The organism is Marinobacter sp. X15-166B (assembly GCF_001752365.1).
Classification (GTDB): domain Bacteria; phylum Pseudomonadota; class Gammaproteobacteria; order Pseudomonadales; family Oleiphilaceae; genus Marinobacter.
The window spans coordinates 1,801,948-1,814,241 of record NZ_MEIY01000001.1 but is presented as its reverse complement, the minus strand read 5'-3'; the positions used below and the strand labels follow the sequence as shown (position 1 = coordinate 1,814,241).

The window sequence follows — 12,294 nt, the reverse complement described above, 5'->3', positions numbered from 1 at the left end:
TGTGTGCCACGGCCACGCGGCTGACGTGCCCTGACACCGACGATCTTAATCTTCGTCTTGTTCATGCAGCAAATCGCGACTGACCAGGCCTTCGGCAATCTCACGCAAGGCCAGCACCGTTGGCTTGTCGTTTTCTTCAGGAACCATGGGCTCAGCGCCTTTGGTGGCAATCTGGCGCGCCCGCTTGGTGGCCAGCATAACCAGCTGAAAGCGGTTATCGACGTGTTCCAGACAATCTTCAACGGTAACTCGAGCCATAATATTCCCCGATATAATCTAGGTAACTGTAAACGTGCGCTGCGGCGTTGCTCAAACACCACGGACGCAAACCCCGGCAGACGCAACAGTTTACGTCAACCGGCTCAATTTGTATACAAGCGAACAGGGGCGGTAGGGCCTCAGCCCGCGGCAATCAACTGGCTCAGCAGGCTGGCGTGCCGGGTCTGCTGGGCGCTCACCCGCAAGCGCTGGGTGCGTACGATGGCCAGCAGATCGGCCAACGCGATTTCAAAATCGTCATTGACCACCAGAAAGTCGAACTCCAGCGCATGGGCGCACTCCGCTGAGGCCTCCTGCAAGCGCCGCTCAATGACCTCTGGCGCATCGGTGCCCCGCCCTTCCAATCGCTGGCGCAGCACCACCGGGGACGGCGGCACGATAAAGATACCCACGCATTCCGGCATCAGCCGGCGCACCTGCGCGGCGCCCTGCCAGTCGATTTCCAGGATCACATCCTGCCCCTGGGCCAGCCTTTGCTCGACCCAGCGCTGAGAGGTGCCGTAGTAATTGCCAAACACCTCCGCGTACTCCAGGAAGTCGTTTTGCTGAATCAGGGCTTCGAAGGTGTCCCGGGCAACAAAATGGTAATTTTTGCCATCCTGCTCGCCGGGCCGCATCGGTCGGGTGGTGTGCGACACTGACACCCCCAGACGCTCATCCCGCTGCAGCATTTGCGCCACCAGGCTGGTTTTACCCGCACCGGAAGGGGCAGAAATGACAAACAGGGTGCCTGTTTCAACGGCCTGACTCATGTCGCACAACACTCCAGCAATGGCGATAATGGAACCCCAAGCCGGCCCTGCAATCAGTGGCCCGGCTCGGATTGGGCGCAAATTATACGGAGTTTGCCTGCCGCTGACACCCCTGCCCGCGCTTTTAGCCGGGCGCGGCGCAGGCCCCCACCAGCTGCATGCGCTGGCGGGCGTCCTCGCGGATGGCACCGGGCTGCTGGCGACGCTCGAACCGTCGGAACTCAATGAGCTGGTACTGACAGCCGCGGTGTTCCAGCCGTTGCTCCGGTTGCAACAGGTGCGTCCCCCCGTTCAAGGTCAACGCCACTCCGGCGGCCCGCTGCTCAAACCACCCCTGGGGCAGTCGCCCGCGATACTGCTGGGACTGCACCAGAAACCAGCGCAACCGGCCCGCGCCGTCGTTCAGCGCCAGCACCAGATCGGCGCCTTCCGGATAGTCCCTGCGCTCAACCGTCAACTGACACTCGGTGCATTCCGGGGCGGCATACCGCCAGGGCGCCAGCCGGGTGCTGCCCAACTGCAGGACGCTTCCCTGCAACGCGGGGGTCACTCCCTCCTGTGCTTGCGGATAAGCCACACTGACGACGGGCGCCGGCACCGGTGAGAACAGCGCACAGCCCGACAATAACACGACCGCCGTCATTACCAGCGTTTGGCTGATACGCATCCTGAGACCACTCAATTGATTCACTGAAACCTCATCATTCCTGCCCACAAGGACCCCACGCCGACCGGCGGGGGTCATTCAATATTCTGCACCTGCTCTCGCATCTGCTCAATCCACACCTTCATGTCCACCGCCGCCCGGGTGAGTCGGGTGTCGATGGATTTACTGCTCAGGGTATTGGCTTCGCGGTTGAGTTCCTGCATGAGAAAGTCGAGACGTCGGCCGATGGCCTCGCCCTTTTGCAGGGTGTCGGTCACCTCGCGAATGTGGGCATCGAGGCGGTCGAGTTCTTCGGCAACATCGGTTTTCTGGGCCAGCATCACCATTTCCTGGGCGAGGCGGTCGGCATCCAGGTCAATCTTGGCGCTTTCGAACCGGTCGCGTAGCTGCTGCTCCTGCTGTTGAAGGATATCCGGCATCCAGCTGCGCACCTCGGTAACACTCTGGCTCATGGCATTCAGGCGCTGTTCGAACAGTGGCCGTAACCGTTCCCCTTCCCGTTCCCGCGCGGCAATCAGGTCGTCCAGGGCCTGCCCGAACACCTCCCCGGCCGCTTCGCTCACGGGCCCGAGATCCGGCTCGGGACTGACCAGCACACCGGGCCAGCGGAGAATCTCCAGGGCGTTGATATGGTCAGGGTTGTCCAGAATCTTGTTCAGCTGGTTGGCGGCCTCATTGATCGCGGCCACCAGCGCTTGATTGATCTCCAACTGCTGATTGGCCGCCTCGGCCCACTGGATTTTCAGACTGACGTCAACCTTGCCCCGCTTGAGACTGCCACGCAGGTGTTCGCGAAAGCGGTTTTCCAACTCCCGCAGGGCGTCCGGCAAGCGGAACACCGGTTCCAGGTAACGATGATTCACCGCCCGGATTTCACAGGTCATCATGCCCCACTCGCCCTGGATATCCCGGCGTGAAAAAGCCGTCATACTTCTGATCATAAAGTCTCCGCAAGGCCTTGTCCGAATGAATTTACAGTCTACCAGTCAGCGGGGCTGTGCCGCTAACTTACCAACAGAGATTCGTGGTCGTGGTACACTGCGCGCCCTATCGTCACACTCACAACCCTGTCAGGACAAACTATGCGCCCTAGTGGAAGAACACCGGAACAACCCAGAGACATTCGCATCACCCGCAACTACACCCGGCACGCCGAAGGCTCGGTGCTGGTGGAGTTTGGTGATACCAAAGTGATTTGTACCGCATCGGTAGAAAACAAGGTGCCGTCGTTCCTGCGCGGTGAGGGCCAGGGGTGGATTACCGCCGAGTACGGGATGCTGCCCCGTTCCACCGGCAGCCGCATGGGTCGTGAAGCGGCCCGGGGCAAGCAGGGCGGACGCACGGTGGAGATCCAGCGGCTGATCGGACGCTCCCTGCGCGCCGCGGTCGACCTGAAAGCGCTGGGCGAACACACCATCACCGTGGATTGCGACGTCATTCAGGCGGATGGGGGCACCCGGACTGCGGCCATCAGCGGCGGATGCGTGGCGCTGGTGGATGCACTGAACTTTCTGGTGGCGCAAAAGCGCCTGAAAAAGTCGCCCCTGAAACAGATGGTGGCAGCGCTGTCTGTCGGTGTTTATCAGGGTGCCGCAGTGGTCGACCTGGACTACCCGGAGGATGCGGGCGCAGAAACCGACATGAACGTGGTGATGACCGATCAGGGTGGGTTTATCGAAATTCAGGGTACTGCGGAAGGGGCGCCCTTTGTGCAGGCAGAGCTGGACAGCATGCTGGCGTTGGCCCGGCAGGGCATTGAGCAGGTATTCGAGATTCAGAAGGCGGCGCTGGCCGGGTAATGGCGAGGTGCGGCGGAGCCAAAGGCTCCGCCGCCATTCAGAAACCTATGTCGATGTCGTAATCCATAACGACCGGCGCGTGATCGGAAAAGCGAGTCCGGTCGTCGATCCAGCCGTCCAGAATGGTTTTCCGGATCCCCGGCGTGAGCAACTGGTAATCTATGCGGATACCGGCGTTCTGGCGCCAGCCTTCGGCCCACTCAGGCCAGCAGGTGAACTGGTTGCTTTGCTTGTTGATCTCCCGGAACGCATCAATACACCCCATTTCATCGAACAGACGGTCCATAAAGGCACGCTCATGGGGTAAAAACCCGGATACATCCAGCTTGTGGAACTGGGGACTGGCATCGGTCACGTGATGGGCGGTTTGCAGGTTGGCGCAAATGATGAACTGCCGGCGCTTGCGCAAGGTTTTCTGCATGTGCAGTCCGAAGCCTTCCAGAAATGCGTCCTTGTGATCGAGCATGGTGAGGTCGTCGTCACCGATCACCTCATCTTCCAGCCCAAGTGCGGAGGGCGCCAGCACACTGGCCACACTGACCTTGTCGAAGTCGGCCTGAATGTAACGGCCTTCGCGGTCGGCCTGTTCATTGGCAAAACCGTAGATGATGGCCTTGGGGAAATGCCGGGTATAAATACCCACGCCGCCATCTTCGTTGTGCTCACCATCGATGAAGTAGGCTTCATAACCTTCCGGAATCAAGCCACGGTCTTCAATTTCGTAGGCGCGCATTCGGTGGTCCTGAACGCAGATAACGTCAGCATCCTGCGTTTTCACCCACTCAAAAAAACCTTTCTCAACAGCCTGCTCCAGGCCGTTGACGCTGATTGATACAACGCGCATACATGTTCCCTGATTCGGTTTGTGTGTATGATACCGGAATCATACACGTTAAAAAAACCCGCCACGCCAGAAGCCTTGCTATGCACGACTATCAGCACGAATTTATCGAATTTGCCATTCGTCGAAACGTTCTGCGTTTTGGGGAATTCACACTCAAGTCCGGGCGTACCAGCCCTTACTTTTTCAATGCTGGGTTATTCAACACCGGCGACGATTTGGCCCAGTTGAGCCGCGCCTACGCTGCCGCTCTGCAACGCAGCAAGCTGAATTATGACATTATTTTTGGCCCCGCCTATAAGGGCATTCCGCTGGCCACCACCACGGCGATGGCTCTGGCAGCCAATGGCGACAACCGTCCGTTCGCGTACAACCGCAAGGAAAAGAAAGACCACGGTGAAGGCGGTCAGGTAGTCGGCGCCCCATTGCAGGGCAAGGTGCTGATCATTGACGATGTGATCACTGCCGGTACGGCCATTCGCGAATCGATCGAGCTGATCCGCCAGGCCGGGGCCGAGCCCGCCGGGGTGCTGATCGCCCTGGACCGGCAGGAACGCGGCACAGGCGCACTCTCGGCCATCCAGGAGGTAGAGTCAGAATTCCGCATTCCGGTGGTCAGCATCATCCAGCTGGACCAGGTGCTGGCTTATCTGCAGGCCCGGCCCGACTTCAGTGCCTACGCACAAAGCGTGGCGGCTTACCGGGCCCGCTACGGCATCTGACCGCCGATTGCGCAGCACGTCATGGTGTCAGGCCCAGTTTCTGATATGCTCTTGATTATCATGCCAGGCAGGATTAAAGGGAGGCAGCACTGCACTGTATGAGTCGCCTGACAAGAACAACCGCTTCTGCGCTCACCATGACTCTGGTTTTGCTCGCAAGCACTGCCGATGCGCGCATTTACCGTTACACCGACGAGCACGGCCAGCTGGTAATCGGTACTTCGGTGCCGCAGCGCGCCACGGCCCGCGGTTATGAGGTTCTGAACGACGCTGGCCGGGTAGTAGAAGTCATTGCCCCGGCCCCCACCGCCGAACAACTGGCCGAGCGGGAACGACAGGCACAGGAGCGTGCCCGGGCGGAGCGGCAACTGCAGTTGGACCAGCAATTGCTGAGGCGTTTCAGCCACCCCGACGACGCAGTGCGTGCCATGAACCGGAAGCTGCAGGAATTAGGCAGCCTGATCCAACTCAAGCGCGGCAACATTTCCAGCCTCGTCCAGCAGATTGACGAAGAGCAACGTCGGGCCGCCAATCTGGAGCGCTCGGGGCGGGCTGTGCCCGACTCGACAATGGAAAAAATCAATCGCTTACAGGCGCAGATCCGCACCATCGAACAGGAAATCGCGATCCAGACTGTCGAAATGGATACCCTGAAAAGCGAGTTCATCCAGGACATTACGCGGCTGGAACAAATCACCGGGCACGAACGCACCCTGACGGTCTACACCGCCCCGGCGGAGCACCCGGACAGGCAATAACGCCGGGCACCCCGCTCCCGGATTTCTGGCAAGCGGACAGCCCGGGCCGCACTTACGCCGGGGCCGACTCTTTCCTGGTGGCCGTTTTCTTGTTGCCGGAAGCTTTTTTGGCCTTGGTTTTGGGCGCCGCGGGTGTGTCCGCGCTCACCGCATCCTGGAGGTCTTCGGCGACTTCCACCACGGCGTCCGCGCCCTCCTGGACATCCTTTTCAAGACGGGCAATCAAATCGGCCGCGAAGTTGCCGAATCGGCCGTTCAGCTTGCGCAACCGCTCAAACACGTTTTCACTGCAGCCATAATAACGGTTGCGCAGCCCCTGGACGCTGTATTCGCGCACATCCGCCTCCAACTTTTCAGCAAACTCAAACGGCTTCGCGCTGAGTTTTTTCTGCCGTTCCTCGGCGGCGTTGATGCCTTTTTCGACAATGTCCTGCAACTGCTGTTGGTACGCTTTCAATTTACTCATGGTGAGACTCCTGACTGGCACGGTCATGTATTTACCTGCTCAGACTACGGAGTTAAATTAGAGTGTTCATACTAATTTCAGACGCACCCGCGATGGCGCTGCAGGGCTACCAGCGCAACAGAATCCAGCTGGGTATCAGGGTCTGTGAACGTTCCTCCCGAATCCAGCCGCCTTCGGAGGGCACCAGGTAATAGCTCGGTCCCACCTCGGGCACCACCTTGATTTCCAGCAACTCACCGTTCACCCGATACTCGTAATAAACCTCGTTGTCGCCACTGCGGATGATGATTTGTGACTCTTCCGGCCCCGGTTGATAATCGGGCACCACCACCGGTTCTTTTGGCACCGGGACGTCTTGGGGCAAAGGATCCTGGGCGGCCGCCGCGGACACCCAGCCGCCCAGGAGCAGTGTAAGCAAGCCGGAGATTCGCAACATTTCGTGATACCCTCTAAGTCACCTAATACTGGCCGCGTCAGCCCGTCTGACTCTTGTTCACCGTTAAGAGTTGCACAAGGCTCACCCGGCTTCAATCAAAATCCGGACTCGATGTGCTATGACTCAGCAGCAGATACCCCCTGTCGTCCTGGTTGACGGCTCTTCGTACCTTTTTCGCGCTTTTCATGCCTTGCCACCGCTGACCAACAGCAAAAACCACCCCACCGGAGCCATCCGCGGGGTGATCAGCATGCTGCGCCGCATGGATCAGGATTTTCCCGGCTCGAAAATCGTGGTGGTCTTTGACGCCAAAGGGAAAACCTTCCGTCACGACCTGTACGAGGACTACAAGGCCAACCGCCCCCGATGCCGGATGACCTGGCCTGCCAGATCGAGCCAATCCACCAGATCGTCAGAGCCATGGGGCTACCGCTGCTGATAGTGCCCGGTGTGGAGGCCGATGACGTCATCGGCACCCTGGCCCATGAAGCCACCGCCAAAGGCATCGATGTGGTGATCTCCACCGGCGACAAAGACATGGCGCAACTGGTGAGCGACCATGTCACGCTCATCAACACCATGAACAACACCCTCACCGACCGGGACGAAGTGATCACCCGGTTCGGGGTCACCCCCGAGCAGATTGTTGATTACCTGGCGCTGGTGGGTGATCCCGTGGACAACATCCCCGGGGTAAATAAATGCGGTCCCAAGACCGCCGCCAAGTGGCTGCAGGCGTATGACAACATTGACAACCTGGTGGCCCGTGCCGGGGAAATCAAAGGCAAAATTGGGGAGTACCTGCGCGACGCCCTGGACACCTTGCCCCTCAGCCGTGAGCTGGCCACCATCAAACGGGACGTCGAGCTGGAGTTCGGCCTGGAAACCCTCACGGATGAGGCGCCGGACGAGGCCGCGTTGCTGGCCCTGTTTGAAGAATTCGAGTTTAAAGGCTGGGTGGCCGAACTGAGCCAGCAACAGCAGGAGGGCAGCACCGCGCGCACCACCGAATCGACGGATAGCGCCGACCCGGCGGGACTCGAGACCCGTTACGAGATCATCACCGAACAGGCGGATCTGGACCGCTGGGTGGAGCGTCTGGCGGCGGCGGAATTGTTTGCGTTCGACACGGAGACCACCAGCCTGAGCTACAGCAAAGCGGAAGTAGTGGGGGTATCCTTTGCGCTGGAGCCCGGTGAAGCCGCCTATGTGCCTTTCGGCCACGACTATCTCGGCGCGCCGGAACAACTGGACCGTGACCGGGTGCTGGCACAGCTCAAGCCCATCCTGGAAGGTACCCTCCCGGGGAAAATTGGCCAGAACCTGAAGTACGACAAAAACGTACTGGCCAATCACGGTATTGAGCTGAACGGTATTGCCGAGGACTCCATGCTGGAATCCTACGTACTCAACTCCGTCGGTTCCCGCCATGACATGGACACCCTCGCCCTCAGGCACCTCGGCATCACCACCACCTCGTTTGAATCGCTGGCCGGCAAAGGGGCCAAGCAACTGACGTTCAACCAGATTGAACTCGACAAGGCCGGTTACTACGCCGCGCAAGACGCCGACATCACCCTGCGCCTGCACCAGACCTTGCGCCCCCAACTGGCGGCCACCGGTCGCCTGCAGCAGGTTTATGAAGAGATTGAGCTGCCGCTGGTGCCGGTATTGTCCCGGATGGAACAACGGGGCGCGCTGGCAGACGCGGGGCTGTTGAAAATTCAGAGCCAGGAGCTGGCCGAACGCATGGCAGAGCTTGAAAGCGCCGCCCACGAAGAGGCGGGGGAAGCTTTCAATCTCGGTTCGCCCAAACAGCTGCAGGTGATTTTTTACGACAAACTGGGGCTGCCGGTCATCAAGAAGACCCCCAAAGGAGCCCCGTCCACGGCGGAACCGGTACTCCAGGAACTCGCTCATGAACACGCCCTGCCCCGGCTGATTCTGGAGCATCGCAGCCTGAGCAAGCTGAAATCAACCTACACGGACAGCCTGCCGGGAATGATCAATCCGCGCACCGGCCGTATTCACACCTCTTACCATCAGGCGGTTACCGCCACCGGCCGACTGTCGTCGTCAGAGCCCAACCTGCAAAACATCCCCATACGCACGCCCCAGGGCCGGCGTATTCGCCAGGCATTTGTGGCACCGCAAGGCTTCCAGCTGGTGGCTGCGGATTACTCCCAGATCGAACTGCGCATCATGGCACACCTGTCCGGCGACCGCGGGTTACTCACCGCGTTCGAGAACGGCGAAGACATCCACAAAGCGACCGCCGCGGAAGTCTTCGGGGTCCCTCTGGACGACGTGTCTCCCGATCAGCGCCGCAGCGCCAAGGCCATCAATTTCGGACTGATTTACGGCATGTCGGCCTTCGGCCTCGCCCGCCAACTGGAGGTTGAGCGCAAAGTCGCTCAGCAGTACATCGAGCGTTACTTCGAGCGTTACCCGGGAGTACTGCAGTACATGGACGACATCCGCAAACAGGCCCATGACGACGGCTATGTCGAGACCCTGTTCGGCCGGCGCTTGTATTTACCGGACATCAACGCCCGCAACAAACAGATGCAGCAGGCCGCCGAACGCACCGCCATCAATGCCCCCATGCAGGGAACGGCGGCGGATATCATCAAGCGGGCCATGCTCACGGTGGAAGCCTGGCTGCTTGACGAACACCCGGACGATGCCCGCATGATCATGCAGGTACATGATGAACTCATTCTGGAAGTGCGGGACTCAAAGCTGGAGGTGATTCGCGAAGGCCTGACCCGCCGAATGTCTGCGGCCGCCACCCTCGACGTGCCCCTGCTGGTGGAGGCGGGCAGCGGCAACAACTGGGATGAGGCCCACTGACCCGGTCCCGCCCGGGCACCAGGCAAGCAACCAGGAGAGCCCCGGGGGCTCTCCTGGTTATTCAGTAGATGTCGTAGCTCAGAAGGCTTTGCTGAACTGCACCCCGGCGCTCCAGGCATCCAGCTCATAAGTACCACTGAAACGCGCCGCTCCGGGCATAGGCTGGTTGTTGACGTTGTAGTTACGCTCATCGACCCGGGTGTCATCGAACAACAGCACACCCGCGGCAACATCAACGGTCCAGCCACTTTGCAGATGCGCATACCGGGCACCGAGGGTCAACCACTCGCGGTCACCGGATGGAATACGGGCGGTCCGGAAGTTGTCGTTCACCGGCGACTGATCGTAGGCATAACCCGCTTTGAACGCCCACTCGGGGGTGGCTTGCCAGATACCCCCCAGGTTCACCTGCCAGGTGTCCTGCCAGTTTTCTGATATATGCGCCACCAGCGCCGGGTCACCCAGACCGCCACCAACATTACCGGAAACCGGCCCCGGGGATTCTCGGCTGACGATATCCAGGGCCTCAAACCGGCTCCATTTGGACCAGGTAGCCCCGGCCAGCAGGGTGACGCGGTCGGAGACCCGGTGCCGGAGACCGACGGTGAGACTTTCAGGTATCTGCAGCGGCACTTCCACCCGTTCAGTGACCAACTGCTGGGTGACCGACGGGGCGCTCAGATCCACCACCGGGAAGTTGTGGATTCTGGCGTCACCCTTGAGTTTGAGTTCCGTACCCGATTGACCGGACAACCCCAGCTGGGTGCGCTCATTCAACGCCCACAGCAAGCCAAAACTGAAGGTAACGGCCAGATCCTCGCCAGAGATGTCCGCATAACCGTCGTCCAGCTTTGCACCCAGGGCAGCCAATTTTGCCTCGGTTGCGGAGTAATCCTGGAACTTGGTCAGCGTCCCCTCGGCGTACATCAGATTCACACCGAAACCGAGCGAAAAGCCGGCGCCGTCGTTCAAGGCAATGGAGGGGCTGAACGCGATCGCCTTCAACTCGGTTTCGTCCGCGAAAAACCGGCCCACAAACCGATCGTCGTAATCCGCCGCCAACCCATAGGGGGCGTGGAGCCCAAAGCCCACGTCCAGCCAGTCGTTCAGTTCATGGGTCAGATAGACATTGGGCAAGACGGCAAGATCGGCAATATCACCACCATGGGTGCCGGCCACAGGTTGGCCGTTGTCGCGGGTGGCGCCGCCGGTGCCCGGTTTCATGGCCGCGTCGATGCTCAGTGCGGCGGCACCGAACGACAGGTTGGTCCCCTTGAGCTGACTCATGCCCGCCGGGTTGAAAAACACGGTGGTCGCATTCTCAGGGTTTGCGGCGGTACCGGCGTTGGCCACCCCCATGGCACTGGCGCTTTGCTCGTTGAGTGAAAAGCCCCCCGCCTGAACGGCGGCCGGGCTGGCCATGATCAATGCCGGAATCAAAAATCCTGCTGTTTTTTTCATATACCCCCAGTTTAATTCGGCGGGGAGTATACGGACTTCAAACCAGCAACAACAATTGCCAACCCTACCCATTCAATTTGCCAACTACCCACGGCCACTGCCCGCCATGGGCAGTCGGGCGTCAATCCTCCTGCATGGTTAACCGGTCCGCGCTGGCCGCCAATTGGTCGGCGCCCTCTGCGGAGGTATCCAGTTTGATCATCAGCCGCAAATCGTTGGCCGAGTCGGCGTGGGCCAGGGCGTCTTCGTAGGTAATCGAACCTTCCGCGTACAAGTCGTACAGGGCCTGATCAAAAGTGCGCATGCCCGATTCGGTCGACTTGGTCATCAGTTCCTTCAGACGGTGCACCTCGCCCTTGCGGATCAGGTCGGACACCAGCGGCGTATTGATCAGCACTTCGATGGCCGCCCGGCGGCCTTTCTGGTCCGGGGTGGGCACCAGCTGCTGAGCCACTATGGCCCGCAGGTTCAAGGACAGATCCATCCAGATCTGGTTGTGCTGGTCGGCGTTAAAGAACTGGATAATGCGGTCCAGCGCCTGGTTGGCGTTGTTGGCGTGCAGGGTGGCGAGACACAGGTGACCGGTTTCGGCGAACTGGATCGCGTAACTCATGGTATCCCGGGTACGGATTTCGCCAATCAGAATGACGTCCGGCGCCTGTCGCAAGGTATTTTTCAGTGCCACCTCAAAACTTTCGGTATCCAGCCCCACCTCGCGCTGGGTGACGATACAGCCCTGGTGCTGATGAATGAACTCGATCGGGTCTTCGATGGAAATAATGTGGCCCCGGCTGTTGCGGTTGCGGTGTCCCAGCATGGCCGCCAGCGAGGTGGACTTGCCGGTACCGGTGGCGCCCACAAAGATGATCAGACCACGCTTGGTCATGGCCAGATCCTTGACGATGTCGGGCAAACCCAGATCGTCAATCTGGGGGATTTTCATTTCAATCCGGCGCAGCACCATGCCGCACAGGTTGCGCTGAAAGAAGGCGCTGACCCGGAAGCGGCCAATGCCCCGGGCACTGATCGCAAAGTTGCTTTCCTGGGTCTCCTCGAATTCGGCCCGCTGTTTGGCGTTCATCGCGCCGTACACCAGTTCCCGGGTCTGCTCGGGCGTCAGGGCGGTTTTGGTCACCGGCAGTACCTGACCGTGCAATTTCATGCTGGGCGGTACACCTGCGGTGATAAACAGATCCGACCCGCCCTTCTCGACCATCAGCCGAAGCAGCTTTTCAAAGTCCATGTGTTCCCCTATTTGTC

The 12,294-nt window shown here is 60.0% G+C and carries 12 protein-coding genes and 1 pseudogene; 4 read left to right on the top strand and 9 right to left on the bottom strand.

Translation table 11 applies throughout. From position 1 onward, the window contains the following. Positions 1-45: 45 nt before the first annotated feature. The 4 genes from rpoZ to BG841_RS08495 all read right to left on the bottom strand — a co-directional run bounded on the left by rpoZ (position 46) and on the right by BG841_RS08495 (position 2,639). Complete coding sequence (gene rpoZ, locus BG841_RS08510; RefSeq protein WP_070057266.1) at positions 46-258, bottom strand: DNA-directed RNA polymerase subunit omega; 213 nt, start codon at positions 256-258, stop codon at positions 46-48. Between the two features lie 140 nt (positions 259-398). Then, positions 399-1,031: a guanylate kinase gene (gene gmk, locus BG841_RS08505; protein WP_070057265.1), complete on the bottom strand. Its 633-nt coding sequence runs from the start codon at positions 1,029-1,031 to the stop codon at positions 399-401. Between the two features lie 124 nt (positions 1,032-1,155). After that, on the bottom strand, positions 1,156-1,698 hold the full coding sequence (locus BG841_RS08500) for a hypothetical protein (protein WP_070057264.1): 543 nt from the start codon (positions 1,696-1,698) through the stop codon (positions 1,156-1,158). A 74-nt stretch (positions 1,699-1,772) separates the two neighbouring features. Then, positions 1,773-2,639, bottom strand: coding sequence for a YicC/YloC family endoribonuclease (locus BG841_RS08495; RefSeq protein WP_070057263.1), 867 nt, complete (start codon positions 2,637-2,639; stop codon positions 1,773-1,775). A gap of 141 nt (positions 2,640-2,780) precedes the next feature. Between BG841_RS08495 and rph the strand changes: the two genes are divergently transcribed. Further along, positions 2,781-3,497: a ribonuclease PH gene (gene rph / locus BG841_RS08490; RefSeq protein ID WP_070057262.1), complete on the top strand. Its 717-nt coding sequence runs from the start codon at positions 2,781-2,783 to the stop codon at positions 3,495-3,497. A 37-nt stretch (positions 3,498-3,534) separates the two neighbouring features. Here the strand turns inward: rph and BG841_RS08485 are convergent, their stop codons facing one another. Then, positions 3,535-4,341 (bottom strand): exodeoxyribonuclease III, encoded by an 807-nt coding sequence (locus BG841_RS08485; protein ID WP_070057261.1) that lies wholly within the window; start codon positions 4,339-4,341, stop codon positions 3,535-3,537. An 80-nt stretch (positions 4,342-4,421) separates the two neighbouring features. On the opposite strand from BG841_RS08485, the gene pyrE reads away from it, so the two are divergent. Both pyrE and BG841_RS08475 read left to right on the top strand, forming a co-directional pair. Beyond that, positions 4,422-5,060: an orotate phosphoribosyltransferase gene (gene pyrE, locus BG841_RS08480; protein WP_070057260.1), complete on the top strand. Its 639-nt coding sequence runs from the start codon at positions 4,422-4,424 to the stop codon at positions 5,058-5,060. A gap of 98 nt (positions 5,061-5,158) precedes the next feature. Next, on the top strand, positions 5,159-5,818 hold the full coding sequence (locus BG841_RS08475; protein ID WP_070057259.1) for a DUF4124 domain-containing protein: 660 nt from the start codon (positions 5,159-5,161) through the stop codon (positions 5,816-5,818). Positions 5,819-5,870: 52 nt separating this feature from the next. Here the strand turns inward: BG841_RS08475 and BG841_RS08470 are convergent, their stop codons facing one another. Both BG841_RS08470 and BG841_RS08465 read right to left on the bottom strand, forming a co-directional pair. Further along, positions 5,871-6,284, bottom strand: coding sequence for a hypothetical protein (locus BG841_RS08470; protein ID WP_070057258.1), 414 nt, complete (start codon positions 6,282-6,284; stop codon positions 5,871-5,873). 106 nt (positions 6,285-6,390) lie between these two features. Continuing rightward, positions 6,391-6,720, bottom strand: a complete 330-nt coding sequence (locus tag BG841_RS08465) for a DUF2782 domain-containing protein (protein WP_070057257.1) — start codon at positions 6,718-6,720, stop codon at positions 6,391-6,393. A gap of 118 nt (positions 6,721-6,838) precedes the next feature. Here BG841_RS08465 and polA point away from each other — a divergent pair. Beyond that, positions 6,839-9,573, top strand: a pseudogene (polA, locus tag BG841_RS08460) (DNA polymerase I). A 78-nt stretch (positions 9,574-9,651) separates the two neighbouring features. Here polA and BG841_RS08455 read toward each other — a convergent pair. Together BG841_RS08455 and BG841_RS08450 are read right to left on the bottom strand one after the other, a co-directional pair. After that, a complete protein-coding gene (locus BG841_RS08455; protein ID WP_074454314.1) occupies positions 9,652-11,034 on the bottom strand; it encodes an OmpP1/FadL family transporter in 1,383 nt (460 codons plus the stop codon). Between the two features lie 121 nt (positions 11,035-11,155). Then, complete coding sequence (locus tag BG841_RS08450) at positions 11,156-12,277, bottom strand: PilT/PilU family type 4a pilus ATPase (protein ID WP_070057256.1); 1,122 nt, start codon at positions 12,275-12,277, stop codon at positions 11,156-11,158. Between the last annotated feature and the right edge of the window lie 17 nt (positions 12,278-12,294).

Bases quoted from the DNA above. Each gene is read 5' to 3' on its own strand.
- rph (WP_070057262.1), top strand. From the start codon at position 2,781: ATGCGCCCTAGTGGAAGAACACCGGAACAACCCAGAGACATTCGCATC.
- BG841_RS08450 (WP_070057256.1), bottom strand. From the start codon at position 12,277: ATGGACTTTGAAAAGCTGCTTCGGCTGATGGTCGAGAAGGGCGGGTCG.
- BG841_RS08485 (WP_070057261.1), bottom strand. From the start codon at position 4,341: ATGCGCGTTGTATCAATCAGCGTCAACGGCCTGGAGCAGGCTGTTGAG.
- BG841_RS08495 (WP_070057263.1), bottom strand. From the start codon at position 2,639: ATGATCAGAAGTATGACGGCTTTTTCACGCCGGGATATCCAGGGCGAG.
- BG841_RS08475 (WP_070057259.1), top strand. From the start codon at position 5,159: ATGAGTCGCCTGACAAGAACAACCGCTTCTGCGCTCACCATGACTCTG.
- BG841_RS08500 (WP_070057264.1), bottom strand. From the start codon at position 1,698: ATGCGTATCAGCCAAACGCTGGTAATGACGGCGGTCGTGTTATTGTCG.
- BG841_RS08465 (WP_070057257.1), bottom strand. From the start codon at position 6,720: ATGTTGCGAATCTCCGGCTTGCTTACACTGCTCCTGGGCGGCTGGGTG.
- BG841_RS08470 (WP_070057258.1), bottom strand. From the start codon at position 6,284: ATGAGTAAATTGAAAGCGTACCAACAGCAGTTGCAGGACATTGTCGAA.
- BG841_RS08455 (WP_074454314.1), bottom strand. From the start codon at position 11,034: ATGAAAAAAACAGCAGGATTTTTGATTCCGGCATTGATCATGGCCAGC.
- pyrE (WP_070057260.1), top strand. From the start codon at position 4,422: ATGCACGACTATCAGCACGAATTTATCGAATTTGCCATTCGTCGAAAC.
- rpoZ (WP_070057266.1), bottom strand. From the start codon at position 258: ATGGCTCGAGTTACCGTTGAAGATTGTCTGGAACACGTCGATAACCGC.
- gmk (WP_070057265.1), bottom strand. From the start codon at position 1,031: ATGAGTCAGGCCGTTGAAACAGGCACCCTGTTTGTCATTTCTGCCCCT.